This is a genomic window from Microbacterium sp. dk485, from assembly GCF_004570445.1.
Taxonomy (GTDB): Bacteria; Actinomycetota; Actinomycetes; order Actinomycetales; family Microbacteriaceae; genus Microbacterium; species Microbacterium wangchenii.
Genome location: NZ_SPQW01000001.1, coordinates 2,157,836 through 2,182,997 on the forward strand (window position 1 = coordinate 2,157,836; position 25,162 = coordinate 2,182,997).

Here is a 25,162-nt window from a genome sequence, read left to right on the forward strand (position 1 = left end):
GTAAAGCTCTCACACTTTACAGAAAGAACCGTCCCTCGGAAGGGTGGATCTCGGCGGTGCACGGAGCGACGGGGAACGCGCCAGTAGCGTGGAGGTATGACCTCCGCCGACGACCTGCTCGACATCGCCACCGAGATCGGGCGGGAGGCCGGCGCCCTGGCGCACCGGCGCCGCGCCGAGGGCGTCACGATCGCCGCCACCAAGTCGGCGCTCGCCGACATCGTCACCGAGGCCGATCGCGAGGTGGAGGACCTGATCCGCCAGCGCCTGAGCGTCGCGCGGCCGGCCGACGGGTTCCTGGGCGAAGAGTCGGGTGGCCGGCCGAGCGGCGCGGAGGTCACGTGGGTCGTCGATCCCATCGACGGCACCGTCAACTACGCCTACGGGCAGCCCGCCTATGCCGTCAGCATCGCCGCGGTCGCCGGTGAGCCGGACCCGGAGAGCTGGACCGCGCTGGCGGGCGTCGTGTACTGCCCACCCACCGGGGAGCTCTTCCGCGCCGCCCAGGGTGGCGGCGCATGGCTCGGCGACCACCGGCTGCGGGTCAACGACGATGCCGGCCCCGCCGGCGCCCTGATCGGTACCGGATTCGGCTACGACCCGGCCACGCACGAGGGCACTCTGGACCAGATCCGCCGGGTGATGCCCCTCGCACGCGATCTGCGACGCGGGGGCGCGGCGTCCCTGGACCTGGCGAGCGTCGCCGCGGGGCGACTGGACGCGTACTACGAGCGTGGACTGCAGCCCTGGGACCACGCGGCCGGCGCGCTCCTGGTCCACGAGGCCGGCGGCGTGGTGTCGGGCTCGCCCGGCGGCCGTCCGGGCCGGCGCATGACGATCGCCGCCGCACCCGGTCTCTTCGAGCGGCTGTCTGCGCTGCTGGACGACTGACACGCCCACACCGCCTGCCGGCTCGTGCGGCTTCCCGGTCCCAAAGGCCCGGATGAGCGATCCACGCTTGCCTCACCAGGTGTCACGGCGTAGACCCGGGGCATGACCCAGCCCGTCGAAGGACCGAGCTCGGCCCCGCCCGTCGAGCTCTCCCGCCGACGCGTCTTCGTCATCTTCGGCGCACTCCTTGCCGCGATGTTCCTCTCCTCCCTGGACCAGTCGGTCGTGGGCACGGCGCTTCCCACCATCGTGGGCGACCTCGGCGCCGCGCAGAACGAGGGCTGGATCATCACGGCCTACCTCCTGGCCATCGCGATCGTCATGCCGATCTACGGCAAGCTGGGCGACCTCGTCGGTCGGCGCATCCCGTTCCTCGTGGCGATCGCGCTGTTCGTAGTCGGATCGACCGGCTCCGCGCTCGCCGGGTCGTTCGTCGACCTGATCCTCTGGCGCTCGGTGCAGGGGCTGGGCGCCGGCGGGCTGGTGATCCTCGCGCAGGCCGTCATCGCCGACATCGTCTCCGCCCGCGAACGCGGCAAGTACATGGGCCCCATGGGTGCGGTGTTCGGCGTGGCGACGGTGACCGGCCCGCTCCTGGGCGGATGGTTCACGCAGGGGCCCGGCTGGCGGTGGTGTTTCTGGACCAACGTGCCGATCGGGCTGATCGCTCTGGGCGTCGCATGGTTCGCCCTGAAGCTGCCCTCGCACCGCCCCGCGCACCGTTTCGACCTCGGCGGGGCGCTGCTGCTGGCGACGGCCACAGCCGGCGTGGTCTTCCTCACGAGCTGGACCTCCCTCACCGGCGCCGCCGGCTACGACTGGGGCGATCCGGGGCTGCTGGCGCTGACGGCGGGGACCCTGCTCGCCGTGGCGGGCTTCCTCGTCGTGGAGTCGCGGGTCAGCGACCCGATCGTGCCGCTGCGTCTGTTCCGCAGCAGCACCTTCGCCGTCGCGGCGATCATCGCCCTCTCGATCGGCATGGCGATGTTCGCGGCGCTGTCGTTCCTGCCCACCTTCCTGCAGATGGCGCAGGGCGTGGGGGCCACCGAATCCGGTCTGCTGATGCTGCCCATGACGATCGGCATCCTCATCACCTCCCTCGCGTCGGGCCTGCTCATCACCCGCACCGGCCACTACAAGCTCTATCCGATCGTCGGGATGGGGGTCGCGACGGCGGCGCTGGCCTGGCTCACCCTCATCTCGGCGGGCATGTCGATGGTGCTGTTCGGGGCGATGATCTTCGTGCTCGGACTCGGGCTGGGCGCGGTCCTGCAGACGATCGTCATCGCGGCGCAGAACTCCGTTCCGGCCACCCAGGTGGGCGTGGCGACCTCGACCAACAACTTCCTGCGAGAGATCGGCGCCGCCGTGGGCACGAGCGCGTTCTCCACCGCCTTCACCACGCGTCTGTCGACGACACTCGCCGAAGACATGCGGCAGCTGCCGGCATCCGACGTGCCTGCCGCATTCGGCGCCCGCTCCCTGACCCCCGCCGACGTCGCGTCCCTGCCTGCGAGCGTGCGCGAGGCGGTCGTGGAGGCCTACACCACCTCCCTCGCGCCGTCCTTCTGGTACCTCGTCCCGGTGGCGGCGGTCGGCTTCATCGCGGCATTCTTCATGCGTGAGATCCGCCTGTCCGACCGTGCCGGACTGAGCGCGCGCGCGTCATCCTGAAGCGAGCGCATGCTCCGGCAGCCGCGGGATGTACCGCTCGATTCACGTCCACATGGCATTCCCAGACCGCGCGATGTAGTGTTTACCCGATCGTTACCTTCGTCGCCCGAATGGCGGGGGTGGCCCAACCCGAATCGATGTACATCGTCGCGCCCTCGTGACACGACCCGGAAGCCTCCTCGTCTTGACCGACCCTCGCCCGGCTGAGCCCGCCCTTCCCCGGCGGTCCGGCCACACGTCCCACGCGCGTGCGGACGAAAGCCTCGCCCTCACCAGAGCCGAGTTGCGGCGACAGGCTCAAACCCTCCCGGCCGCGCCCGCCTCTCCGCCGCTCACGCGTCGTGAAGCCCGTGGCCGACTCGGCGCCGCGAGCGTCGCGCCCGAGGTCGCCGTCGAGAACCTGCCCGACCTCGCGCCCGAAGCGCTCGAGCTCCCCGCCGTTCCGGCCGACGTTCCGGTGGTCGTCGAGACGGCTGCGGCCGCCATCGACGCCTCGCCCGCCACTCTCCCCACCTCGCCGATCGATCTCCCGCAGGTGCGCGCCGGGCGTGCTGCGGAGGCAGAGGACACCGCCTTCGGCCGAGTGCGCACCGGATGGCCCGAGGCCGACGCGCATCCCCTGGCCGACGAGGCCGCGCCCCTGTTGGACGAGACGGAACTCGATGCGTTCGAGGCCGCCGCCCGGCTGTTCGCCTTCACCGGTGAGACGCCCGTGCAGGTCGCCGCCGCGGCGCGCGACGAGGGCGACCTGACGCCTGCTCCGGCGCCGGAGCCCGCGCGACGCGGTGCCGGCTTCCGGCGGATGGCCGCTGCATCCTTCTCCGTCGGCGTCATCGGCGTCGTCGGACTGCTCACCGTCGGCATGACCACGCCGGTCGAGGCCGTCGCCGCTGCGCAGGGTGGCACGGCAGCCCTCAGCGTCATGGCGCCGGGCGACGCGGAAACCGACGAGGAGGCCATCCAGGCCTACGTCGCGCCGGCCGACGTGCACACTCAGGGCCTCGTACGCAACGAGAGCTACCGCACCGCGACGATCGCCGAGATCGCCGCCGAGTCGGGCATCTCCAACTTCTCCAGCTTCTTCGTCAACAACCCGAGCTCGGCCATCCAGTGGCCGTTCGCGGTCGGGGTGCCGATGACCTACGGCTACGGGATGCGCTCGGGCCGCCTGCACGAGGGCCTCGACTTCGTGCCCGGCGCCGGTGCGCCCATCCAGGCGATCGCCGACGGCACGGTGCGCATCGCGACCGAATCGGGCGGGGCCTTCGGTGTCACCGTCGTGATCGATCACGTCATCGACGGCGAGATGATCTCCAGCCGCTACGCGCACATGCAGTACGGCTCGCTCCAGGTCACACCGGGCCAGCAGGTCAGCGTGGGGACCTTCCTCGGCCGCACCGGAGACACCGGGCGCTCCTTCGGCGCGCACACGCACTTCGAACTCCTCGCCGGCGGTACGACGGCGATCGATCCACTCCCGTGGCTCCGGGAGCACGCCGGCGGCTGACCTGCGTGAGGCGAGGCCCAGGGCTCTGGTATTCTCGTTGAGTTGCCCGGATCGCTCCGGGTACGCCCCGATAGCTCAGTGGTAGAGCACTTCCATGGTAAGGAAGGGGTCGTCAGTTCAATCCTGACTCGGGGCTCGAAGCATCCAACGGATGCGTCGCGGCAGGGTAGCTCAGTTGGTGAGAGCGCACGACTCATAATCGTGAGGTCGCGGGTTCAAGCCCCGCTCCTGCTACCGCCAGAACCCCCGGGGGAATCCCCGGGGGTTCTCTGCTTCCGGCGGCTGCCGGGTCCGGCGGGAAGGCTACCTCAGGACGAGCACCACCCCGTAGCCCTTTCCGGGTGCGACCGCGTCGTCACCGGCATAGGTCGCGGTGATCACGTGAGCCCCCCGGGGCAGCTTGCCGGCGTCCACCGTCACTCTGCCGTCCACCGCCGTTCCGGTGAAGGTCCTGCCGGCAAGCGTGACGGTGACGTCGCCGCTCGCCCGCGAGGGCAGGATGTGCACGGTGACGGTCACGTTCTTCGACGTGCTCGTGACCAACAGCGGCTTCGTCGTCACGAGAACCGAAGCCTTGTACTTCACGGTCACCGAGGCACTTGTCGCCTCGGTGGAACCGCCGGCGGACGTGGCGGTCACCCGCACGCTCAGCGACGTGCCCTGGTCGGCGGGGGTCGCACGGTACTGCGCCGAGGTGGCACCGGGTATCGGCTGCCCGTCCCGCAGCCACTGATATGCGAAGGTCGGCTCGCCGCCCGTCCACTCGCCGGCGCTCGCGGAGAGGGTCGACCCCACGACCGGGGTGCCGCTGATGAGCGGCGCCGCGGTGTTCACCGGCGACGCGTCGGTGACGCACGTGAAGCTGTCGGCGGAGTCCGGGTCTTCGCCGGTGTACTGCGGCCACGTCGGGTACTCGCACACGGGGCGCTCGCGTCCGGCGGTTGCGGCGACGGTGTCGATCGCCGTGAGGGTGCCCGGCTCGACACCTTCCTCCACCCACTTCATGAGCGCGGGCAGCGACTCGAAACCGGCCACGAACGGGCCGAAGCCGTGCGACATCCCGGGGATCGTGTAGAACTTCAGGAACTCGTCGACCTTCTCCTTCCCCATCGCCGCGACCTGCCGGTCGTAGAACTGGATGGTGTTGTACGGCGAGATGCCGTCATCGGCGAGCCCCGTGTACAGCAGGATCTTCACGCCTTTGTCGTGCGCGGGGGTGAAGTCCACGTTCGTGGTGTCCACGATGTCGCCCAGTTCGGAGACGCGCTCGGCGTGCGCCCGGAGGTCGAAGTCCAGATAGTCGAGGGTGGGGTCGCCGGTGACGAACCACTTCGCGTTCGTATCTCCGGTCTGGTAGTGCCACGCGTCCTGGGCGGGAACGGCGGGGTTGGACGGTGTCGGGGCGAGACCCAGGTTGTATTGTCCCCGGATGGCCGACCCGGCTATCGTGCCGCCCGCGAGCAGTCCGCCGTTGTAGATCGGGTTCGGTGCGGCGACGCTGTTTCCGGCGATGTCGATGCCGATGTCGTTGGGGGAGGCCAGCGTGTCGAGCGTCGCGATCTGCGCGTCGGAGAGGCACGTGTCGCCGGTGTCCGCTCCATCCGGGCAGCGCAGGGTCTGGACATCGAATGCCTCGAGGCACCCCGATATGTCGGAGATGATGCCGTCGGCCAGGCCGTCGATGGGGTCACAGGTGGCGTACACCGAGTCGACGAGCAGGGTCTGCTTGGCGGGGTTCACCCAGCCGGCGCCCCCGTCGGCGTAGAGGGCGTTCTTGTACACGTCGCCCCAGCCGGCGTGCATCATCGTCACGTTGTACGCAGGCGTGCCGGCGACGACGCCGTCGTAGTCGTCCGAGTATCGTCCCGCCGCGTCGAGGGCCTCATGACCGCCCTGAGAGAACCCGGCGAAGTAGAACCATTCGGGTTCGGCGGAGTAGGCGGCCTTCATCAGTGACATCGCGACGTCATGGGTCTTCTTGATCGAGTGCTGCCCGTAGTTGAGCAGCGCCTCCGCATTGAGTGCGAAGCTGCCGCCTCCGCCCTGGTGACCTCCGTCGGATCCGAGTGTGACGAAGCCGTCCTGCAGCGGGGTCGGCTGCCCGGGAGGCTGATAGCGGTAGGGTCCGGTCGCGGCGACCAGGGTGCCGTTCAGGCCACCGCCGCCCATCTGCAGCGCTCTGCTGTTCCAGTTGTCGGGAAGATTCACCTGGAAGGTGATGTTCGGCGCAGTGGGGTCGACAGGGCGGATATCGCCCTTCACGCGGCACTGGCCGTTGGTCTCCGTCACCCACTCGGCTGCCGTGACCGCGGCTCCCGTCGTGGGCAGGCCGATCTCCGCGGCGTCGATCTCCATTCCCACCAAAGCAGCGCAGCGTTCGGCATCGATCGGAGGGGCTGCCTCCTGAGCGGACGCGGCTGTGCTGGTCAGTAGCGCTGCCACCAAAGCGACGGTCACCGTCGCGACGGCATGCGTCATTCTGTGCATGATGCTCCTCGTCGAGTCTTCACACGTCCGGTCGGGGGCGCCGGACCTACGCGCAAAACTACCGATCGGGGCATGCGACAGGAAGGTCTGCGCCATGATCGTCGACAAAATGGTCCATCAACGAACCCCGCACCCCCGCCTGCCGGCCCGGGCCCAGTCACTCTTCGGCGGGGCCCCGCCGGGACGGTGAGGGCGGAAAAGAGTGATTCCCGCCGACCTCGCCTACGCGGAGGTGGCGCTGAGGTCGTGGACGAGTTCGCGCTCCTGATCGTGGGACAGCGAGGTCTGCACGACGCTCCCGTGGTAGGGCGCCAGGGCGGCGGCGAACTTGTCCGCCGTCAGCTTGGTGGCGTAGAGGACGACGGCCGACTTCCCGGCGCTCACGGCGTCCTGCACACGCTGGCGGAACTCCGCATCCAGGCCGGACTTGTCCATCGCGGCGAAGAGGGCGCCCAGGAGGCCGCCGAACACGAGGCCGACGACGGGGACGAAGAAGAGGATGCCCACGAGCGTTCCGAACAGGGCTCCGCTGGCGGTGCCGAGACCGAACCTGGCCGCCGAGCCCGGATATTCGACGCGGGTCTTGCCGTCGCCGTCGACCTTGACCAGCGCGAGCCCGGCGAGCTCGACCACGAGGTCGTTCTGGAGTTCCTGGATCTTGTTGTAGGCGGCTTCCGCGTCCGGCTCGGTGTCGAACGCGATCACGATCAGGTCGGCCATGGGGTCCTCGCTTCGCTGGGGGTGGTGTCTGGCCGACGCTAGTTCCCGGCCGCGCAGGGCAGCAAGGACGGCCGGGCCTTTCGGCCCGTCGTCGCATGGCGAGGTGGCCGGCGCATCCGTGGGAGGCTGAGTGGATGGCGCAACCCTCGCGGGCACCGGCCCAGCGCAACGCATTCGTCCCGTCCTTGCTCGCGGCGGCCATCCTGTTCCTCGCGCCGCTGCTGTTCGGTGCCGGGTGGGCGCTGTTCGTGCTCTTCGCCACCGCCATCCTCGCCCTGATCGTGGCGTGGTTCGCGGTGCAGGCGCGGCACTGGTGGTGGGTGCCGGTGTTCGTCGCGATCGCCGTCGTGTGGAATCCCGTCTATCCGCTCGCGCTGAGCGGACCGGTGTGGACTGCCGCCCAGCCGGTCGCAGCGGTCGTCTTCCTGATCGCGGGTGCACTCATCCGGACCCGCCGCTCGTAGAGCGCGATGGCGGCCGCGACGGAGACGTTGAGCGATTCCACCGCCGGGCTCACCGGGACGTGGAAACGAAGCGCCGCGCCCTCCTCCATGCGGGCGGACGCCCCGCGCCTCTCACTGCCCATCAGGAGGGCGAGGCGGCGATCGACGAGGCCTGCCTCGCTGAGGGGAGCGGGCGCGCGGGCGCTGAGGCTCGCGACGGGGATGTCGGCCCGGTCGAGGCACCGCTGAAGCTCGCCCGCGTCGGCCAGCACGACCGGCATCGCGAAGACCGTGCCGCGGCTCGAGCGCACCAGCCGCCGATCCACGACGGTGGGAACTCCGCTGTCCAGGAGTACCACTCCGGCGGCATCGAACGCGCGTGCCGAGCGGATCACTGCCCCGACGTTGCCCATCAGCCGGACTCCGTCGAGGACCACGATGTCGCCCGGCCGGGCGATCACATCGGCGAGGACGGCGGGGGGAGGCGTCCGCGCCAGCGCGAACAGCCGTGATCGCCTGTCCGTGCCGAACAGGGCCGCGACGACGTCGTCGGCGAGGAGATGGAACGGCGCATCCGTCAACCCCGCTGCGGCAAGGGGCGCGTGCCGTGACTGCTGATCGACGGTGCCGTAGACGCTGTCCAGGCGCACTCCGCTGCGCACGGCCTCGAGGATGTTCTCCTCGTCGTCGATGACGAATGTGCGCCGGCGGACGGCCGAGCTCCGGAGGATGTCGCGGACGCGGCGCACGGCGGGATGGCCGACGTCGCCGATGATCGTGCCGGCGGTCATCCCGTCGGCCCTTCCCACCCGCTCTGCCGTGCTTGCCATGACGATCACCTTCGAGCATGACGCGACGTCAGGGTCAAGACGGCGCGGCCACCTCGGCGCGGAGAGGGCTTCGTCGACGGATGGAGCCGGGGGTCCGCCCGACGATGCGGGTGAAGGCCCGATGGAACGCCGCCTCGGAGTGGTATCCCAGTTCGTCGGCGAGGGCGGCGACCGTCGTATCGCCGTCCGCCAGACGCGACTGGGCCAGAGCCATCCGCCACCGCGCCAGGTAGGCGATCGGGGCTTCTCCGGTGAGCTCGGTGAAGCGCGCGCTGAAGGCAGAGCGAGACATTGTGGCCGCGTGCGCGAGGAGCTGGAGGTTCCACCGGCGCCCGGGATCGTCATGGATGGCTTCGAGGGCACGCCCGATCCGCTCGTCCTGCACCGCGTGCATCCACCCGCTCGCCGACCCGTCCTGGCCGGCGATCCATGCCCGGATGGCCTGGAGCACCAGCACGTCGGCCAGGCGTGTGGCCACCGTCTCACCGCCGATCTGAGGGTGCGACAGTTCCCTCGCCATCGTGCGCAGCGTGTCGTGGACGGAGGATCCGGCCTCGAGGTCGTCGCCGCGCACCGGCACGACGGCGGGCAGCGCACGCATGAGTTCTCGAGCGGCGGGGGCGTCGAAGGAGACGATGCCGCAGATGAGCTGCGACGCCTCGCCGGAGCCGCCGTGCCGCAGGGTGGAGTACTGCTCGCCGATGTACTCCTGCGGAAGCCGGTCGACCCGCAGGGCCGGGCCCGCCGAGGGCGAGCTCACGAGGTCGTGACCTCTGCCGTGCGGCACGAGGGCGAGGTCGCCGCGGCGCAGTTCGAGCGGAGGGGAGTCGGGGAGCCGCACCCAGCAGGACCCGTTCGTCACGACGTGGAAGCTGACGGAGTCCTCGATGGCCGGCATCTCCAGCGCCCACGGGCCGGTCAGTTCGGCATGGCAGTAGAACGTGCTCCGCATCTGGACGGTTCGGAGCAGTCGTGCGAGCCGTGCTCGATCCATGGGGCTCCTCCGATCGAGGTCATTGCGGAAGAGATTACTCCCGGCGGTCCACGGTTGCTGGACGATCGAGCAAGAATCACGGCGTTTCTGGCATGGAGCATCCTGGCGCATCCCCGTAATTTCGGACGCGTTCACCCCTACGGAAAGGATCCACCATGTACGTCATCGCAGGAGCAACCGGACGCGTCGGGTCGGCCGCCGCACAGGAACTGATGGACGCGCACGCCGACGTCCGCGTCGTGGTGCGGCGACAGGCGGACGCCGAGCGATGGGCCGCGCGTGGAGCCGAAGCCGCCGTGGCGGCGCTCGCGGACCGAGCCGCGCTGGGGACGGCACTGCGGGGATGCTCCGGTCTGTTCGTCCTGCTCCCCTTCGACCTGAGCGCGGATGACCTCGACGCACACGCCGACGAACTGATCGCCTCGGTCGCAGGGGCCGTCGCCGACCAGCGCGTGCCGCACGTGGTGATGCTCTCCTCCGGCGGCGCGGATCTTCCCGAGGGCACGGGGCCCATCCGCGGGCTGCATCGGATGGAGCGCGCGCTCGCGGAGACGGGGGCCACCGTGACCGCCCTGCGTTCGGGGCACTTCCAGGAGAAGGTCGGCGACGTGATCGATGTGGCCCGGGAGGCCGGCGTCTATCCGGTCTTCGCCTCCTCCGCCGATACCGCCCGCCCGATGGCGGCCACGCGTGACATCGGCGCGGTCGTCGCCGACGTCCTCCAGAACCCGCCGGTCCGCAGCGAGGTGGTGGACGTGCTGGGTCCGGAGTACTCCGAGCGGACGGTGGCCGACCTCCTCGGCGCGGCGCTGGGTCGCGAGCTCCACGTCGCCACCGTCCCGGAGGAGGCGTGGCCGGCCGCGTTGATCGAGGCGGGTTTCCGTCCGCACATCGCCGAGAGCCTGGCAGAGCTGTACCGCGCCGACGACCGCGGACTGCTCGCGCCTCGCGGCGATCGCGCGGTCCACGTCTCCACGGAGCTGGCGTCGACCCTCGACGCCATGCTCGCCTGACCGGGTGGGGCCAGGATCGGGCTGGACCGAGTGCGCAGAATTCAGGAGATCCGGGCGTATCGCCGCCGCCGGAGCACCCCGGCGCGGCGTGTCTCCTGAATTCTGCACGGTAGAGGGGGCGGGGTCGGCGCCGCGGCGGGCTGAACCGAGGGCGTCAGGGCGTCTCGATCGCGACGAGCGGATCGGACGTGGGCTGGCCGGTGGGCGAACCGCCCTCGGGCTCCCGCGTGACCGCCAGCACGTCCCCCGGCTCGGGCGTGTCGGCCAGGAGCGCGGGCCCGCTGCCGTCATCGGCGGGCACGAGGCCGGCGGAGACGGCGGCGCCGTCGCGGATGAGCCACATCTGGTAGCTCTCGTCCTCGCCGAGGGGAGGGAAATCCTCCAGGACCAGGACGGCCTTGCCGACCGTCGGCGACCAGTACGCCGTCGCCTCGCCTCCGCCGGCGACCGCGGCCGACTCCGTTCGGGCATCCGGGGCCTGCCGGATCTCCTCGAGGGCCGCAACCGGCGCGGGGCGGTTGAGCTGCTGGTTCACGAACGCCGCACCCCAGCCGATGCCCACCAGCAGCGCGAGGGACGCGGCCAGGGCGAACCAGGAGCGCGCGCGCCACGCACGGGGTCGCCGCGCCGGCGCGCCCGGCGCGCCGGGGACGTCCGGCTCGGCCTCCGGCGCCGCGGGGGCGGGATCCTGCGGGGCGACGGCGATCCGGGCCAGCAGCGCGCTGCGGATGCCGGCGGGTGGGGCGACGTCGGCGACGCCGTCGGCGAGCACGGCGGCGGTGGCGACGTTCGCCGTCACGTGATGCTCCCATTCCGGATGCTGCCGGCGGGCGGTGTCGAAGGCGACCTGGTCGTCGTGCGACAGGGCGTGGAGTGCGGCGCCGGCGGCGAGCTCGGCGAAGTCCTGCTCGTTCACGTCGTCACCCCCATCGTCGCTCGAAGGCGGGACAGGCCGTCCCGCATCCTCGTCTTGACCGTGCCCAGGGGAGACCCGACGAGCGCCGCGATCTCGCTCTGACTGTAACCGCCGTAATACGCCAGTGTGAGCGCCTCACGCTGCGGCTCGGGGAGGGTCGCCAGGGCCTTGGCGACCCGTTCCGCGTCGGCTCGCAGCTCGACTTCCTCCGCCACCCCGTCATGGGCGACCCCCAGGTCGCGGAAGCCCGCACGCACGTCGCGGTCGGTGCTGGCCTGCGCCGCCCGCACGCGGTCCACCGCCCGGCGATGCGTGATTGTGAGAATCCACGATCTCCCCTGACCTTTATCCGGAGCGAAGCGGGCGGCGGATTGCCAGATCTCCAGGAACACCTCCTGCAGCACCTCCTCGCTCTGCGCACGGTCGACGAGGACTCGCAGGATGAGGCCGAAGGCGCGGGGCGAGAGCATGTCGTAGAGGCGCGCGAAGGCGCCCTGATCCCCACCGGCGATCCGCACGAGGAGGGCGCCGACGTGGTCGACGGCATCGCCGCCGTCCTCAGGCACCTCCACGCCGTCGATCACCACAGCATCCAGCATGCCGCAGGACACACGCGACGGTCCGCCCCCGCGCGGAACCGGGTGATCCGAGCCGCGCCGACTCCGTCCGATTCGAACCGGGCCGACTTCGTCCCATCCGATCCGCGACGTGTTCCGAAGAGTCCGTGTAGCCCGCTTGAGCGGCTGCAGCAGCACCGACACGACGGCGCCCCGGCGTCGCCAGATCAGGAGAAGACGATGTCCCGCAAGAAGCTGTACCTGCTCGGCATGCCGATGGCCGTGGCGGCCGTCATCGCCCTGAGCGCCTGCTCGCCGTCATCGGGTGGAGACATGTCGGAGGAGTCCTCCTCTGCGCCCTCGTCCGAGGAGACCATGGAGACGGAAGAGATGGATCCGGCCGCCGGCCTGGTCGGAGCCGGCTGCGCGGAGTACGCCGAGACGGTGCCCGATGGTGCCGGGTCGGTCGAGGGGATGTCTCAGGATCCGGTCGCGACCGCGGCCTCGAACAATCCCCTGCTGACGACGCTGACGGCGGCGGTGTCGGGCCAGCTGAACCCGGGCGTCGATCTGGTCGACACGCTGAACGGGGACGAGTTCACGGTGTTCGCGCCGGTGGACGACGCGTTCGCCAAGATCGACGCGGCCACCCTGGAGACGCTCAAGACCGACAGCGACCTGCTCACCTCGATCCTGACGTACCACGTCGTTCCGGGTGCGCTGGCCCCCGACGAGGTCGAGGGGACTCTGGCCACCGTCAACGGCGCCGAGCTCGAAGTCACCGGCAGCGGTGACGAGATCATGGTCAACGGCGAGTCCGCCGTGATCTGCGGTGGCGTCCAGACCGCCAACGCGACCGTCTACCTCATCGACACGGTGCTGATGCCGCCGATGATGTGAGAAAGCTCCCGGTGGGCGGGGGCCCGGGGGATAGAGCGGTCGCCGACGCGTGCGAGGGGGAGCGTCGGCGACCGCGCATCCGCGCAGGCGGTGCGTCGCCGGGGCTCCTCCCGGTGCGAAACGGCCGGAGGCAGGGAGAATGCACACGACGGGATGCCGCGCAGGCGCGCGACGGGGGGATCGGCTGTGGGGGAAGGTGACGAGGATGCGGCGCAGATTCTGGGGCTGGGCCGCCCTCGGGGGAGTGGTGGGCGCGGGGGTCTTCCTCGCCGCGGCAGAGCTGGTCGCGCTCGTCGCATCGCCGGAGGCCAGCCCGCTGCTGGCCCTGGGGTCGGTCGTGATCGATGCGGTTCCGCAGCCGCTGAAGGAACTCGCGATCACGACCTTCGGGGAGTACGACAAGATCGCGCTGCTGCTCGGTCTCGCCGTCGCCGTTCTGGTCGCCGCGTCCGTGGCCGGCGTGCTGCAGTTCGTCCGGCCGCCGCTGGGCATCGCGGTGGTCGTGATCGCCGGTGGCCTCTCGCTGGCCGCCTCCCTCACGCGGGCCGGGGCCGGTCCCGCCGCCGCGCTTCCCGCTGCGGGGGGCACGGTCGCCGGCGGCCTCGTGCTGTGGTGGCTGATCGCCCGGTTACGCGCCTGGGCCGCCGCGCCCGGCGATGAGGGGCCGCTCGAGCAGCCCGTGCCGCACGCGCACGAGGGGGAGCCCGCCGAGCGACCCACCGTCCATGCGAAGGGCGCTGCCGGACCGGGATCCGTCGACCGGCGCGCGTTCTTCGGCGTCACCGCGATCGCCGGAGCATCCGCGCTCCTCATCGGTGTCGGGGCACGCGCGCTGATCACTGCCTCCTCGTCGTCGCTGGCCGCCGTCCGCAAAGCCCTGCGCCTGCCCGCGGCGAAATCCTCCGTGGCGATTCCCGCCGGTGCCGAGCTCGATATCCCGGGGATCTCGCCCCTGTTCACGCCGAACGCCGACTTCTACCGCGTCGACACCGCGCTGACGGTGCCGTCCGTGGATCCGGCCGCCTGGCGGCTGGTGATCGACGGGATGGTGCAGCAGAGGGTTGAACTCACCTTCGACGATCTCGTCGGAATGGGGCTCGACGAGTACGCCATCACGCTGACGTGCGTGTCCAACGAGGTCGGCGGGCCTCTCGTGGGCAACGCGAAGTGGCTGGGCGTACCCGTCCGCGACGTGCTGAGGATGGCGGCACCGACCCCGGGCGCCGACATGGTGCTCTCGCGCAGCGTCGACGGCTTCACCGCCAGCACACCGCTGGGCTCGCTGCTGGACGACGACCTCGACGCGATCCTGGCCGTGGGGATGAACGGTGAACCGCTGCCGCTGGAGCATGGGTTCCCCGTGCGCATGGTCGTACCGGGGCTGTACGGCTACGTGTCGGCGACGAAATGGCTGAGCGGGCTGAAGGTGACCACCTTCGCGGCGGATGAGGCGTACTGGACACCCCGCGGCTACAGCGCGAAAGCGCCCATCAGGTTCTCCTCGCGACTGGACACCCCCCGCACCGGGCAGCCCGTCCCGGCCGGGCGCATCCCTCTGGCGGGCGTCGCGTGGGCGCAGACGGTCGGCATCGAGCGCGTCGAGGTGAGTATCGATGACAGCCGCTGGCAGCAGGCAACCCTGTCCACCCCCGTCAGCGACGACACGTGGGTGCAGTGGTTCCTGGAATGGGATGCCGCTCCCGGTGCGCACAACATCGTCGTGCGTGCCGTCGACCGCAACGGCGACGTCCAGATCGGGGAGCGGACGCCGGTGGCCCCGGACGGCTCGACCGGATGGCACCGCACCCTCATCCGGGTCACGTAGGCCGGCGGCGCCGGCGTGGGCCGCCGGAATGCTGTAGCCCATTCCGGCGCAGATCAAAAGGGTCAACGGAAAACTCCGTCTGCCGGATAGAAGTGGAGCATGGACAGGATTCACTACGCCGGAGATTCCATCCTCACCGGGACCGACATCGCACGTGCCCTCCTCGAGTGCGCGCAGGCGCTGGCCCAGGTGGGCACCGCCGCGACGGTGGACGTCCCGACCGTCGACGACGACGGAGAGCCCGGACGCTCGGAGATCCTGGTGGGCCCGGCCAGCCAGCTGATCAGCAGCTCCGCGGATGTGCCGTACGAGGAGGTCGTCGACGAGGACCTCGTCGAGCAGCTGCGCGAGAAGACCCGCAACCTTCGCCGCTACGGAACGCCGGACGCCGGCGCCGTCACGCATGAGCAGGGTGACCTGGCGGCAGGAGAGTGGTCGGACTACGAGGGCATCTGAGGCCTAGGGATGCGCGTCGTCACCCGGCACGGGCGTGAGCGCGATGTCCACTCCGCGGGTGATCAGCAGGAACGTCGGCCGCGGTTGTCCCTCGCCGACGTTGACTTCGAGCCACATCGGCTCCCCGTCCTTCGTGGCGCTCAGAATCTGCTCGCGCAGCTGAGCGATGTCGATGTTGCCGACCGAGTAAGCCTGGCCGCCGTACGCGATGTCAATACGCTTCATCGGTCGCTTGCTCCCCTCCTGTGTTCGCCGGCGGTTCCGGCACGACGTACAGCCCACGCGGCGAGTTGGCGGTGAACATGAGCGCGTCCACCCACGCGCGGTTGAGGGCCGGCAGCCGGCCGCCGTAGAACTTGTAGGTGATGACGCTGTGCGGATGCACCCAGATCGACGTCCTCCCGTCGCCGATGCTCGGATCGTCCTTCCACGTGAAGTGGAACGACTCCCCGCGCCGCAGCTTGGCGCCGATGACGACCTGCAGATGCGCGAGCAGGCGGTCATCGAAGTCGGCCTTCAACTGACCTTCGAACAGGAACTTGCCCACGGGTCCTCCGCTTCATGCCGCCCCCGAAGCGGAACCTGACGGTGTGTGGAGCAGACCGCCAGGGTCACACCCGCCCGCGCTGTTTGTGTCAGGCTACGCCGGAATCCGGCTTCGCGAAAAGGAGCGACATGCGTCCGCGTCTTCCGTCCCCATCCAAGAGGTCAGCGGTGCTCGCGCGCCGCGGGCGTCCGGCTACGGTGATGGCACTGGCCGGGATCCTCCTGCTGACCGCCTGCACGAGCATCCCCGCCGACGCCGCGGGAACCTCTGACCGCGTCCGCGGGGGTGAGCTGCGGGCGGGGATCACGCACAACCCGCCATGGACCGACACCTCCTCGGGGGAGCCGACGGGTGCGGAGGTCGCTCTCGTGGAGAGCCTCGCTCGCGCCCTGGACGCCCGCGTGGAGTGGGTGGAGGGAAGCGAGGCGGTGCTGGCCGACGCTCTGCACGAGGGTGAACTGGACATGGCCGTCGGCGGATTCACCGACGACACCCCGTGGACGGACCAGGCCGCCGTCACCGCGGTGTACCGCGAGGTCCGCAATGACCGTGGTGTCACCGAGAAGCACGTGATGCTCACCCGCCCCGGCGAGAACCGATTCCTGGTCACCGTCGAGGACCACCTCCGCGAGAACGGCGCGGACCGGTGAGCCGTCGCACGCTGGCCGACACGCTGCCCGAGCAGCAGGCGCGGGCCCTCGCGCGCGCCGTCCGCATCGAGTGGGCGACGATCGCGTTCCTCGCTGCCGCCATCACCGCCGTCGGGCTCACCGTCGGCAACTCCCAGGCGATGCGGGCGGCGTGGATCGAAGATCTCCTCTCCCTCGCCCCCCCGATCGCATTCCTCGTCGCGGTGCGCGTCATCGCGATGCCGGCGACCCGCAAGTACCCGTATGGGTTCTTCCGCTCCGTGGGGGTGGCCCACCTGGTCGCCGGCGTCGCCCTGTTCACGATGGGTGCCATTCTCATCGTCGAATCGGTGACGGCGCTGGTCCGGGCCGAGCGCCCGCCGATCGGATCGGTCGAGCTCTTCGGGCAGACCGTCTGGCTGGGCTGGATCATGATGGCCGTGATGGTCCTCACCATTCCGCTGCCGATCTACTTCGGCCGCGTCAAGATGAAGCTCGCGCGCGAACTGCACAACAAAGTGCTGTACGCCGACGCCGACATGAACAAGGCCGACTGGATGACCGCGGTCGGGACGATCGTGGGGGTCGGTGGCATCGGCCTGGGACTGTGGTGGATGGATGCGGCGGCAGCGACCTTCATCGCCGGCAGCATCCTGTGGGACGGTGTGAAGAACACCCGCGCGGCGATCACCGACCTGATGGACACCACGGCGACGACCTTCGACGACGCGCACCATCATCCCGACGCCGACGCGGTGCACGACTACCTGTCATCGCTTCCCTGGGTCGCAGAGGTGCGCACGCGCACGCGCGACCAGGGGCAGTTCTTCCACGTGGAGGCGTTCGTGCTGCCGGTGCGGGGTCGCACGCCGTCGCTGCGCAAGCTCGCCGATGCCCAGGAGGGATGCCGGCGGCTGGACTGGAAGCTCCACGACGTCGTCGTCGTACCGGTGGCCGAATTTCCCGCTCACGCCATGGCGCGCTCGACGGACCCGGAGACGTAATCGCCCTGGGCGACCGACGCAACCCTCCTGCCGCTCCCGTGTGCCGGTGCCTACGCTGGTGGTCCTTGAAAGGAGTCTCGACATGATGAGCACCCCCGTGCCGCCCCTGTCACCGGGAGACGAGAACCCCGCGGACGATCTGAAGACCGACATCGTCGAAGACGTCAAACGCGAACACACCATCACCAGCGACGTAGGCGAAGACGACGAAGACGCGTGATCCGCGCCCGGCTCAGCCCGCCGTCACGGCGGGCTGAGCCGCTCCGCGTCGGCGCCGCCCCAGCACGCCCTGGCGGGGGCTGAAGAGATACACCGCAGTGAACACCGCGCCCTGCACCAGGACGACGAGCCCGGCCGACGAGGCATCCAGCCAGTAGCTCAGGTAGATGCCGAGCACCGACGACAGCGCCGAGGTCACCGGTGCGATGACGAGCATGCGGCCGAACCGGTCGGTGAGCAGATACGCCGTCGCACCGGGGATGATCAGCATCGCCACCACCAGGATCACGCCGACCACCTGCAGGGCCACGACGGCGGTCAGTGCCAGGACGCCGAGCAGGAGCGCCCCCAGCAGGCGGGGCGACAGCCCGATGGCGAACGCGTGGGCGGGATCGAAGGCGTACAGGGTCAGATCCCGCCGCTTGACCACGAGCACGGCGAAGGCGACCAGCGCGAGCACCGCGATCTGGACGAGATCGGCCGTGGACACCCCCAGGATGTTGCCGAAGATGATGTGGTTGAGGTCGGTCTGGCTCGGGGTGACCGAGATCAGCACGAGGCCCAGCGCGAACAGCGTCGTGAAGACGATCCCGATCGCCGCATCCTCCTTCACACGACTGGTGTCGCGGATGACGCCGATCAGGGCGACCGCGAGCAGGCCGAAGACGACCGCGCCCAGTGCGAACGGCGCGCCGACGACGTAGGCGAGCACGACCCCGGGCAGTACGGCGTGCGACACCGCATCGCCCATGAGCGACCAGCCGATGAGCACCAGCCAGCACGACAGCATGGCGCACACGACCGCGGCGATCACCGTGGTGAGGATCGCGCGCGTCATGAACTCGTACTGCAGGGGCTCCACAAGCACGTCGAGGAGGTTCATCGTGTTCCTCCCTCGAGAGGGGCGTCCAGGCCGAAGGCGCGCGCGAGGGTGTCGGGCTGCAGGGCGTCGGCGACGGACCCGCGGAACACGACGCGCTGGAGCAGCACGACGGCGTCGTCGGCGAGGGACGGCAGGGCCGCGAGGTCGTGGGTGGAGACCAGGACCGTGCGGCCGTCCGCGGCGAGCTCCCGCAGGAGACGGACGATGGTGGCCTCGGAGGTCTTGTCGACCCCCGCGAACGGTTCGTCCAGCAGCAGCACCGCCGCATCCTGGGCGATGCCCCGTGCGACGAACGCGCGTTTGCGCTGCCCCCCGGAGAGGCGGCCGATCTGCCGGTCGGCCAGGTCGGTCAGGTCCACGCGGGCGAGGGCCCCGTCGACGGCGGCGTCGTCGGCCGCTCGCGGGCGCCGGGTCGGGCCGAGCCGCCCGTATCGCCCCATGAGCACGACGTCGCGCACCGAGACGGGAAAGGCCCAGTCGACGTCTTCGCTCTGCGGCACCGACGCGATCAGGCCCTTCCGCCGCGCCACCGCCGGTGCCATGCCCGACACCTGCGCCGTGCCGGAGTCGGGACGGATGAGCCCGAGGATGGTCTTCAGCAGCGTGGACTTGCCCGATCCGTTCATGCCGATCAGGCCCGTCACCCTTCCGGCCGCCAGTTCGAGGGACACGTCTCGGAGCGCGACGACATCGCCGTAGCTGACCGTCACCCCCTCGACGGTGATCGCGGGTGTCACCGCGCGCCGCCGGTCAGCGCGGCCAGGATCGTCTCGGTGTCATGACGGAGCAGGTCGAGGTACGTGGGCACCGGGCCCTCCGCCTCGGAGAGGGAGTCGACATAGAGCACGCCGCCGAACTCGGCGCCCGTGGCATCCACGACCTGCTGCATGGGCTTGTCCGACACCGTGGATTCGCAGAAGACGGCGGGCACCTCGTTGTCGGCGACGAATTCGATCGTCGCGGCGATCTGCTGCGGCGTGGCCTGCTGCTCGGCGTTGACGGGCCAGATGTACGCCTCGGTGAGACCGGCGTCGCGCGCGAGGTAGGAGAAGGCGCCCTCGCACGTGACGAGGGCGCGCTGGTTCTCCGGCAGCGCCCCCAGTTCGCTCACCAGCTCCTCGTGGATCTGCTGCAGCTCAGCCGTGTACGCCTCGCCGTTCGCGGCGAAGTCGTCGGCGTGCTCGGGCGCGAGCTCGCTGAAGGCGTCGACCATGTTCGCGACGTATCGCTGGGCGTTGACCGGGCTCATCCACGCGTGCGGGTTCGGACGGCCGTCGTACGCGTCGCCGGTGATGTCGATCATGTCGACCCCCTCCGACACCACGACGTGGGGCACATCGGCGGACTCTACGAACTGCGCGAACCACGCCTCCAGATTCAGCCCGTTGTCCAGGATGAGGTCGGCCTCGGCGGCCTTGGCGACGTCGCCGGGGGTGGGCTCGTACCCGTGGATCTCAGCGCCCACCTTCGTGATCGACTCGACCTCGAGGTGATCGCCCGCGACGTTGCGCGCCATGTCCGCCAGGACGGTGAAGGTCGTCAGCACGCGGGGGCGATCGTCCGCGCCGGGGGTCGCCGAAGCGGTGACGCATCCGGTGAGAAGCCCTGCCATGAGGGCCGCCATCGACACGAGTGTCACCGTTCGGCGGAGATTTTTCGGCATGCCGAAAAACTACTGCGTCGCGCCGTGGTGAAGCAAGACGCAGGCGCGGGGGAGAGGTCAGAATGGGACGATGTCGCCCTCCCCCTGGACTCCGCCGGCCTTCACGACGCGCCCGACCCTGACCGGATCCTTCGGGATGACCGCTTCCACCCACTGGCTCGCGACGGGCGCTGCGCAGAGCGTGCTCGAGCGCGGCGGCAACGCGTTCGACGCGGCGGTGGCCGGATGCCTCGTGCTGCACGTCGCCGAACCCCACTTGAACGGCCCGGCCGGCGATCTCGTGGGCCTGGTCGCACCCGGCGGGCGGGCGCCCCGCGTGCTGTCCGGCCAGGGTGCCGCCCCGGCCGCGGCGACCATCGCGCACTACCGGTCGCTGGGACTGGAGGCCGTCCCGGGGGCGGGGGGCCTGGCCGCCGCGATCCCGGGCGCCTTCCCCGCGCTCCTGCTGCTCCTGCGCGAGCACGGCACGTGGGAGTTCGCCGACGTCGCCGCCTACGCGATCGGGTACGCCGATCGCGGCGTGCCCGTCGCCCCGGCCTGGGCGCGGACCGTCGGCGCCGTGGCCGAGCTCTTCCGTGCGCACTGGCCGACCTCGGCGGCGCTGTGGATGCCGGACGGGCGGGTCCCCGAGGCGGGGGAGACCTTCTGCAATCCCGAGTGGGCACACACGCTGCGGCGGCTGGCCGCGGCAGCCGGGTCATCGCGCACCGAGCGCATCGACGCGGTGCTGCGGGAATGGCGGGAGGGATCCGTCGCGCGCGAGCTCACGGCGTTCCTGGCCCGGCCCCACCGCCACTCCGACGGCGGCGCGTACGCGGGAGTGCTCGCGCCGGAGGACCTGCGCGGATACGACGCCGCGTGGGAGGAGCCGGTGACCTACCGGTTCCGCGGCATCGACGTCGTCAAGGCCCCGGCCTGGGGCTCGGGGCCCGTGCTGCTGCAGGCCCTCGCCATCCTGTCGGCCTTCCCCGACGACGAGCTCGACCCGGCCAGCGCGCGCGGTGCACATGTCATCATCGAGGCCCTCAAGCTGGCCTTCGCCGACCGCGACGCGTACTACGGAGAGGACGCGCGCGAGGTGCTGGAGGTGCTGCTCAGCGACGCGTACGCGCGCGAGCGTGCCGCGCTGATCACGGATGCGGCCAGCCCCGACTGGCGACCGGGTGCCGTGCCCGGACGCGAGCCGTTCCTGCCCCCGCTGGTGTCCGATGCCGGTGGCGCGGGCGGCAGCGTCGGTGAGCCCACCGTGCGCAGCGACGGCGAGACCCGCGGCGACACGTGCCACCTGGACGTGGTGGATGCGGCGGGCAACATCGCGAGCCTCACCCCCTCGGGCGGGTGGCTGCAGTCCTCCCCGGCGGTGCCCGGGCTGGGGCTGGCCGCCGGCACGCGGCTGCAGATGACGTGGCTGGACGAGGCGGCACCCGCGGCGCTGCGGCCCGGCGCCCGCCCCCGCACGACCCTGTCGCCCACCCTGCTGCAGCGCGACGGCGAGGTGATCGAGGCACTCGGCACCCCCGGCGGCGACCAGCAGGACCAGTGGCAGGTGCCCTACCTGCTGCGCCGCATCCTCGGCGGATTCTCCGCGCAGGCCGCAATCGACGCTCCGACCTTCCACACGACCCACCTGCCGAGCTCGTTCTGGCCGCGGGCATGGGAACCGTGCGGCGTCGTGGTCGAAGCCCGCCTCGGCGCCGACGTCGTGGACGACCTGCGCGCCCGCGGGCACGCCGTCACGGTCGTCGACGGCTGGTCGCTGGGGCGTCTGTCCTCCGTCGGCCGCGACGCCGGCGGGATCCTCTCCGCCGCGGCGAATCCCCGCGGCGCGTCCGGTTACGCCGCCGGGCGCTGAGTCGCGTCCGTCGCGGCCGGGCCGAGCGCGCATCAGCCTCTTGTCAATCCCTCCCCTTTCCCGGGTCGCGTGGGGTGGGCTGGTCGCACCAAACCACACGAGGAGTGACATGGTTCAGATCATCGAGACCATCGACGTCGACGTGCCCGTGAGCACGGCATACAACCAGTGGACGCAGTTCGAGACCTTCCCCTCCTTCCTGGATGAGGTCGAGTCGATCCAGCAGCGCGACGACACCCACCTCCACTGGAAGGTGAAGGTCGGCGGCGCCGAGCGCGAGTTCGACGCGGAGGTCACCGAGCAGCACCCCGACGAGCGCGTCGCGTGGCGCAGCGTCGGCGGGGAGACCGAGCACGCGGGCGTCGTGACCTTCCACAAGCTCTCCGACACCTCCACGCGCGTCACCGTGCAGATCGACTGGGAGCCCGAGGGGCTGCTGGAGAAGGTCGGCTCGCTCGTCGGGGTCGGCCAGCACGCCGTCAAGAAGGACCTCAAGAACTTCAAGGAGTTCATCGAGAGCCGCGGCGCGGAGACCGGTCAGTGGCGCGAGGACGTGCCTCGCTGACCCCTCGCTAACGAGCAGCGCCCCGGTTGTCAACGCTCTCCGGCCGGGGCGCTGTCGCGTGTTCACTGGAAGGAAGACATTTCCACACAGGAGGACACCATGAACGAGGGGAGCACCGCCGCCGACGCCGACCTTCGCGACGAGGCCGACATCTTCGAAGAGGAACTGATGGCAGAGCTGAGCGCACGTGGCATCGTCGCGGTCCTCTGAGCCGCAGGCTCGGGTCCGCCCCATCGCGCCGGCCGACGCCGGCGAGGTGCTGACGCTACAGCGGGCGGCGTTCGTCTCCGAGGCGCTCATCTACGGCGACGCGGACATGCCGCCTCTCACGCAGACGCTCGAAGAACTTCAGGCCGAGCTCGTGGAGAACCTCGGATGCGTCGCCGTCGCGGGGTCACGGATCGTCGCCGCCGCGCGGGCGCAGCGCGACGGGGATCTGCTGCTGATCGGCCGGATCGCCGTCGCGCCCGACATGCAGGGGGCAGGGCTGGGCTCGCTCATCCTGCACGCCGTGGAGGAGCGCGGCCGGGAGGCCGGAGCCCGCGAGGCGGAGCTGTTCACGGGGCGGCTGAGTGAAGCCAACCTCCGGCTGTACACGCGGGAGGGGTATCGCGAATCCGAGCGCGCCGGCGGCGAGACGGGGGAGGACCAGATCTTCCTCCGCAAGAACCTGCGGTCCTGACCGGCTCCTCACCGGCCGTCGAGCAGCTCGGCGGGGACGAGATCGCGGATCGTGAGCGCGGCGCTGACCACGCCGAGGTGGCTCAGGGCCTGGGGCACGTTGCCCCAGAATGCGCCGTCGTCCTCGGCGATCATCTCCGCGAAGATCCCCACGTCGTTGGCCCGTGACACCAGGTCGTCCATCGCCTCGACCGCCTCCCGGTGTCGGCCGATGCACGCCAGCGCCGAGACGCGCCAGAAGGCCGCCGCGACGAAGGTGTGCTCCTCCTGATCCATCCCGGTGTACCGGTACAGGAGGGGCCCGGCGCCGAGGTCGCGCGTGATCGCGTCGATCGTGGCCGCCATCCGCTCGCCGCGGTCGAACCCGCTCTCGGCGTGCAGCAGCACGGAGGTGTCGAGGTCGGTCGTGCCCGGGTGCATGACGTAGCTGCCGGCCTCCTCCGACCATCCGTGCCGCGCCACCCAGTCCGCGATCCGGTCGCGCTCCGAACGCCATCGCTCAGGGTTGCCCGGGATCGCATCGCGCTCGGCGAGGAAGACGGCGTCGTTGAGCGCCTGCCAGCAGCCCATCTTCGACGACGTGTAGTGGCGGAGTTCGGGGAGCTCCCACATCCCCGAATCCGGCTGGCGCCACAGGTCGCACGTGCGGTCGGCCATCGCCGCCAGCGAGCGGCCGGTGGCCACGTCCAGGATGTTGCCGCTGTGGACGTAGGTGCGGCAGATCGCGAAGAGGTCGCCGTACACTCCCAGCTGCAGCTGGCCGTGCGCGGGGTTGCCGGTGACGACGGGCCCGAGGCCCTGCCATCCGCCGACGTCGTACTCGTGCACGCCGTCCGTCACCTCCCCGCGCAGCGAATAGAACACATGCAGTTCGGGGCCGTTGCGCCGGATCGTCTGCAGCAGCCACGAGATCGCCGCGTGGGTCTCCTCGCGCAGGCCGAAGCGCACCAGCGCATGCGTCGTGTACGCGAGGTCGCGCACCCACGCGAAGCGGTAGTCCCAGTTCTTGCCGCCGCGCGGGCTCTCCGGCAGCGATGTGGTGGCCGCCGCCGCGATGGCCCCGGTGGGGGCGTAGACCAGAAGCTTCAGCGCCAGGGCGCTGCGCTGCACCGCCCGCTGCCACGGCCCGTCGTAGGAGAACTCCCGTGACCACGCGCGCCATCCCGCCACGGTGCGGTCGATGCCGCGCTGCACGTTGCCCGGGTCGGGCAGGTGCAGAGGCTCGCCGTCGGTGGCGACCAGGATCAGCACCGAGGAGGATCCCGAGCGTGTCGCGAACGACCCGTGCACGGCCGGACCGTCATCGCCGTCCGGCTGGGCGTGGGCGGTGCCGTGACCGTCGCCGACCACGGCCAGGGAGATGTCGCCCACGCGCAGGATGGACACGCCCCCGCGCTCCTCGGTCCACGGTGCGGCCGTCTGCAGCCGCGTCCCCGGCTGCACGCGCCACCGGAACCGGACGCTGCCCTCGACCCCCTCGATCCGCCGGGCCAGCTCGGCCCAGGGCAGGCGTCCGGCGACCCCTGTGACCATCGCATCCGTCACCCTCGCTGATCCCGACGCGGTGCGGAACGTGGTCTCGAGCACGTTGGTGCGGGGGAGATACCTCCGCCGCACGGTGTACTCCTCGTCGGGTTCGAGCTCGATCCGCCCGCCGGTTTCGGTGTCGAGAAGCCCGGCGAAGACGGGCAGCGAGTCCAGGTGCGGGAGGGGGAGCCAATCGATCTGTCCTCGCCGCCCCACCAGCGCGATCGTCCGCCCGTCACCGATGGGCGCGTACTCACGCAGGTCGGTGTGACGGGGCGCATCGGCGGAAGCCATGCCGCCACGCTAGAAAGCTCGGACGCCGCGCCGGGCGGGGTTGCGCCGCGGCAGCACGTCGACTATCGCTCGGGGCGCGCATAGC

At 70.8% G+C, this 25,162-nt stretch carries 26 protein-coding genes and 2 tRNA genes; 16 read left to right on the plus strand and 12 right to left on the minus strand.

Annotated elements, in window-relative coordinates:
- The first annotated feature begins 96 nt into the window (after positions 1–96).
- From E4V99_RS10180 to E4V99_RS10200, 5 genes are all read left to right on the plus strand, one after another.
- Positions 97–891: an inositol monophosphatase family protein gene (locus E4V99_RS10180; protein WP_135117138.1), complete on the plus strand. Its 795-nt coding sequence runs from the start codon at positions 97–99 to the stop codon at positions 889–891.
- A gap of 102 nt (positions 892–993) precedes the next feature.
- Entirely contained in the window at positions 994–2,565 is a 1,572-nt protein-coding gene (locus tag E4V99_RS10185; RefSeq protein ID WP_135117139.1) for an MDR family MFS transporter, read from the plus strand.
- Positions 2,566–2,749: 184 nt separating this feature from the next.
- On the plus strand, positions 2,750–4,072 hold the full coding sequence (locus tag E4V99_RS10190; RefSeq protein ID WP_245233156.1) for a M23 family metallopeptidase: 1,323 nt from the start codon (positions 2,750–2,752) through the stop codon (positions 4,070–4,072).
- Positions 4,073–4,136: 64 nt separating this feature from the next.
- Positions 4,137–4,208, plus strand: a tRNA-Thr gene (locus E4V99_RS10195).
- A 24-nt stretch (positions 4,209–4,232) separates the two neighbouring features.
- Positions 4,233–4,306, plus strand: a tRNA-Met gene (locus E4V99_RS10200).
- Between the two features lie 69 nt (positions 4,307–4,375).
- On the opposite strand, the gene E4V99_RS10205 is transcribed toward E4V99_RS10200, so the two are convergent.
- Together E4V99_RS10205 and E4V99_RS10210 are read right to left on the minus strand one after the other, a co-directional pair.
- Positions 4,376–6,559, minus strand: a complete 2,184-nt coding sequence (locus E4V99_RS10205) for a tannase/feruloyl esterase family alpha/beta hydrolase (RefSeq protein ID WP_167758112.1) — start codon at positions 6,557–6,559, stop codon at positions 4,376–4,378.
- 222 nt (positions 6,560–6,781) lie between these two features.
- Positions 6,782–7,279: a DUF1269 domain-containing protein gene (locus tag E4V99_RS10210; protein WP_135117142.1), complete on the minus strand. Its 498-nt coding sequence runs from the start codon at positions 7,277–7,279 to the stop codon at positions 6,782–6,784.
- 134 nt (positions 7,280–7,413) lie between these two features.
- On the opposite strand from E4V99_RS10210, the gene E4V99_RS10215 reads away from it, so the two are divergent.
- A complete protein-coding gene (locus E4V99_RS10215; protein WP_135117143.1) occupies positions 7,414–7,743 on the plus strand; it encodes a DUF6804 family protein in 330 nt (109 codons plus the stop codon).
- Here E4V99_RS10215 and E4V99_RS10220 read toward each other — a convergent pair.
- Both E4V99_RS10220 and E4V99_RS10225 read right to left on the minus strand, forming a co-directional pair.
- The gene (locus tag E4V99_RS10220; RefSeq protein WP_135117144.1) at positions 7,641–8,552 is read right to left on the minus strand and encodes a TrmH family RNA methyltransferase; all 912 of its coding nucleotides are present in this window, start codon (positions 8,550–8,552) and stop codon (positions 7,641–7,643) included. The genes E4V99_RS10215 and E4V99_RS10220 overlap by 103 nt on opposite strands.
- Positions 8,553–8,586: 34 nt before the next feature.
- A complete protein-coding gene (locus E4V99_RS10225; protein WP_135117145.1) occupies positions 8,587–9,546 on the minus strand; it encodes an AraC family transcriptional regulator in 960 nt (319 codons plus the stop codon).
- Between the two features lie 155 nt (positions 9,547–9,701).
- Here E4V99_RS10225 and E4V99_RS10230 point away from each other — a divergent pair, with 155 nt between their 5' ends.
- Positions 9,702–10,559 carry an NAD(P)H-binding protein gene (locus tag E4V99_RS10230; protein ID WP_135117146.1) on the plus strand — a complete coding sequence of 286 codons (858 nt, stop codon included), beginning with the start codon at positions 9,702–9,704 and terminating at the stop codon, positions 10,557–10,559.
- A 154-nt stretch (positions 10,560–10,713) separates the two neighbouring features.
- Here the strand turns inward: E4V99_RS10230 and E4V99_RS10235 are convergent, their stop codons facing one another.
- Both E4V99_RS10235 and sigK read right to left on the minus strand, forming a co-directional pair.
- Positions 10,714–11,475, minus strand: a complete 762-nt coding sequence (locus E4V99_RS10235) for an anti-sigma factor (protein WP_135117147.1) — start codon at positions 11,473–11,475, stop codon at positions 10,714–10,716.
- The gene (gene sigK, locus E4V99_RS10240) at positions 11,472–12,074 is read right to left on the minus strand and encodes an ECF RNA polymerase sigma factor SigK (RefSeq protein WP_135117148.1); all 603 of its coding nucleotides are present in this window, start codon (positions 12,072–12,074) and stop codon (positions 11,472–11,474) included. The genes E4V99_RS10235 and sigK overlap by 4 nt, the downstream gene beginning before the upstream one ends.
- A 198-nt stretch (positions 12,075–12,272) precedes the next feature.
- Between sigK and E4V99_RS10245 the strand changes: the two genes are divergently transcribed.
- The 3 genes from E4V99_RS10245 to E4V99_RS10255 all read left to right on the plus strand — a co-directional run bounded on the left by E4V99_RS10245 (position 12,273) and on the right by E4V99_RS10255 (position 15,213).
- Positions 12,273–12,932 carry a fasciclin domain-containing protein gene (locus tag E4V99_RS10245; RefSeq protein WP_135068631.1) on the plus strand — a complete coding sequence of 220 codons (660 nt, stop codon included), beginning with the start codon at positions 12,273–12,275 and terminating at the stop codon, positions 12,930–12,932.
- Positions 12,933–13,137: 205 nt separating this feature from the next.
- Entirely contained in the window at positions 13,138–14,757 is a 1,620-nt protein-coding gene (locus E4V99_RS10250) for a molybdopterin-dependent oxidoreductase (protein ID WP_135117149.1), read from the plus strand.
- Between the two features lie 99 nt (positions 14,758–14,856).
- Entirely contained in the window at positions 14,857–15,213 is a 357-nt protein-coding gene (locus E4V99_RS10255) for a hypothetical protein (protein WP_135117150.1), read from the plus strand.
- Between the two features lie 3 nt (positions 15,214–15,216).
- Here the strand turns inward: E4V99_RS10255 and E4V99_RS10260 are convergent, their stop codons facing one another.
- Together E4V99_RS10260 and E4V99_RS10265 are read right to left on the minus strand one after the other, a co-directional pair.
- Entirely contained in the window at positions 15,217–15,438 is a 222-nt protein-coding gene (locus tag E4V99_RS10260) for a hypothetical protein (RefSeq protein ID WP_135068625.1), read from the minus strand.
- Complete coding sequence (locus tag E4V99_RS10265) at positions 15,425–15,760, minus strand: ATP-dependent DNA ligase (protein WP_135068623.1); 336 nt, start codon at positions 15,758–15,760, stop codon at positions 15,425–15,427. Before E4V99_RS10265 ends, E4V99_RS10260 begins: the two co-directional genes overlap by 14 nt.
- A 167-nt stretch (positions 15,761–15,927) precedes the next feature.
- Between E4V99_RS10265 and E4V99_RS10270 the strand changes: the two genes are divergently transcribed.
- The 3 genes from E4V99_RS10270 to E4V99_RS18460 all read left to right on the plus strand — a co-directional run bounded on the left by E4V99_RS10270 (position 15,928) and on the right by E4V99_RS18460 (position 17,613).
- Entirely contained in the window at positions 15,928–16,410 is a 483-nt protein-coding gene (locus tag E4V99_RS10270; protein WP_245233157.1) for a transporter substrate-binding domain-containing protein, read from the plus strand.
- On the plus strand, positions 16,407–17,393 hold the full coding sequence (locus E4V99_RS10275) for a cation transporter (protein ID WP_135117151.1): 987 nt from the start codon (positions 16,407–16,409) through the stop codon (positions 17,391–17,393). The genes E4V99_RS10270 and E4V99_RS10275 overlap by 4 nt, the downstream gene beginning before the upstream one ends.
- 82 nt (positions 17,394–17,475) lie before the next feature.
- Positions 17,476–17,613: a hypothetical protein gene (locus E4V99_RS18460; RefSeq protein WP_167758115.1), complete on the plus strand. Its 138-nt coding sequence runs from the start codon at positions 17,476–17,478 to the stop codon at positions 17,611–17,613.
- 12 nt (positions 17,614–17,625) lie between these two features.
- On the opposite strand, the gene E4V99_RS10280 is transcribed toward E4V99_RS18460, so the two are convergent.
- From E4V99_RS10280 to E4V99_RS10290, 3 genes are read right to left on the minus strand one after another with little or no spacing between them, the layout of a single operon-like run.
- Positions 17,626–18,495, minus strand: a complete 870-nt coding sequence (locus tag E4V99_RS10280; RefSeq protein ID WP_135117152.1) for a metal ABC transporter permease — start codon at positions 18,493–18,495, stop codon at positions 17,626–17,628.
- On the minus strand, positions 18,492–19,232 hold the full coding sequence (locus E4V99_RS10285; RefSeq protein ID WP_135117153.1) for a metal ABC transporter ATP-binding protein: 741 nt from the start codon (positions 19,230–19,232) through the stop codon (positions 18,492–18,494). Before E4V99_RS10285 ends, E4V99_RS10280 begins: the two co-directional genes overlap by 4 nt.
- Positions 19,229–20,158, minus strand: a complete 930-nt coding sequence (locus E4V99_RS10290; protein WP_135117154.1) for a metal ABC transporter substrate-binding protein — start codon at positions 20,156–20,158, stop codon at positions 19,229–19,231. The genes E4V99_RS10285 and E4V99_RS10290 overlap by 4 nt, the downstream gene beginning before the upstream one ends.
- Positions 20,159–20,228: 70 nt before the next feature.
- Here E4V99_RS10290 and E4V99_RS10295 point away from each other — a divergent pair, with 70 nt between their 5' ends.
- The 3 genes from E4V99_RS10295 to E4V99_RS10305 all read left to right on the plus strand — a co-directional run bounded on the left by E4V99_RS10295 (position 20,229) and on the right by E4V99_RS10305 (position 23,257).
- Positions 20,229–22,010, plus strand: coding sequence for a gamma-glutamyltransferase (locus tag E4V99_RS10295; RefSeq protein ID WP_135117155.1), 1,782 nt, complete (start codon positions 20,229–20,231; stop codon positions 22,008–22,010).
- A 109-nt stretch (positions 22,011–22,119) separates the two neighbouring features.
- Positions 22,120–22,575 carry an SRPBCC family protein gene (locus tag E4V99_RS10300; RefSeq protein WP_135068611.1) on the plus strand — a complete coding sequence of 152 codons (456 nt, stop codon included), beginning with the start codon at positions 22,120–22,122 and terminating at the stop codon, positions 22,573–22,575.
- A gap of 187 nt (positions 22,576–22,762) precedes the next feature.
- Entirely contained in the window at positions 22,763–23,257 is a 495-nt protein-coding gene (locus tag E4V99_RS10305) for a GNAT family N-acetyltransferase (RefSeq protein ID WP_135117156.1), read from the plus strand.
- 8 nt (positions 23,258–23,265) lie between these two features.
- On the opposite strand, the gene E4V99_RS10310 is transcribed toward E4V99_RS10305, so the two are convergent.
- Entirely contained in the window at positions 23,266–25,077 is a 1,812-nt protein-coding gene (locus E4V99_RS10310) for a glycoside hydrolase family 15 protein (protein ID WP_135117157.1), read from the minus strand.
- Positions 25,078–25,162 lie beyond the last annotated feature (85 nt).

Coding starts and splice junctions, on each gene's coding strand:
- E4V99_RS10180 (WP_135117138.1), top strand. CDS start 97: ATGACCTCCGCCGACGACCTGCTCGACATCGCCACCGAGATCGGGCGG.
- E4V99_RS10185 (WP_135117139.1), top strand. CDS start 994: ATGACCCAGCCCGTCGAAGGACCGAGCTCGGCCCCGCCCGTCGAGCTC.
- E4V99_RS10205 (WP_167758112.1), bottom strand. CDS start 6,559: ATGCACAGAATGACGCATGCCGTCGCGACGGTGACCGTCGCTTTGGTG.
- E4V99_RS10210 (WP_135117142.1), bottom strand. CDS start 7,279: ATGGCCGACCTGATCGTGATCGCGTTCGACACCGAGCCGGACGCGGAA.
- E4V99_RS10215 (WP_135117143.1), top strand. CDS start 7,414: ATGGCGCAACCCTCGCGGGCACCGGCCCAGCGCAACGCATTCGTCCCG.
- E4V99_RS10220 (WP_135117144.1), bottom strand. CDS start 8,552: ATGGCAAGCACGGCAGAGCGGGTGGGAAGGGCCGACGGGATGACCGCC.
- E4V99_RS10225 (WP_135117145.1), bottom strand. CDS start 9,546: ATGGATCGAGCACGGCTCGCACGACTGCTCCGAACCGTCCAGATGCGG.
- E4V99_RS10230 (WP_135117146.1), top strand. CDS start 9,702: ATGTACGTCATCGCAGGAGCAACCGGACGCGTCGGGTCGGCCGCCGCA.
- sigK (WP_135117148.1), bottom strand. CDS start 12,074: ATGCTGGATGCTGTGGTGATCGACGGCGTGGAGGTGCCTGAGGACGGC.
- E4V99_RS10245 (WP_135068631.1), top strand. CDS start 12,273: ATGTCCCGCAAGAAGCTGTACCTGCTCGGCATGCCGATGGCCGTGGCG.
- E4V99_RS10250 (WP_135117149.1), top strand. CDS start 13,138: ATGCGGCGCAGATTCTGGGGCTGGGCCGCCCTCGGGGGAGTGGTGGGC.
- E4V99_RS10255 (WP_135117150.1), top strand. CDS start 14,857: ATGGACAGGATTCACTACGCCGGAGATTCCATCCTCACCGGGACCGAC.
- E4V99_RS10260 (WP_135068625.1), bottom strand. CDS start 15,438: ATGAAGCGTATTGACATCGCGTACGGCGGCCAGGCTTACTCGGTCGGC.
- E4V99_RS18460 (WP_167758115.1), top strand. CDS start 17,476: ATGATGAGCACCCCCGTGCCGCCCCTGTCACCGGGAGACGAGAACCCC.
- E4V99_RS10280 (WP_135117152.1), bottom strand. CDS start 18,495: ATGAACCTCCTCGACGTGCTTGTGGAGCCCCTGCAGTACGAGTTCATG.
- E4V99_RS10290 (WP_135117154.1), bottom strand. CDS start 20,158: ATGCCGAAAAATCTCCGCCGAACGGTGACACTCGTGTCGATGGCGGCC.
- E4V99_RS10295 (WP_135117155.1), top strand. CDS start 20,229: ATGTCGCCCTCCCCCTGGACTCCGCCGGCCTTCACGACGCGCCCGACC.
- E4V99_RS10300 (WP_135068611.1), top strand. CDS start 22,120: ATGGTTCAGATCATCGAGACCATCGACGTCGACGTGCCCGTGAGCACG.
- E4V99_RS10310 (WP_135117157.1), bottom strand. CDS start 25,077: ATGGCTTCCGCCGATGCGCCCCGTCACACCGACCTGCGTGAGTACGCG.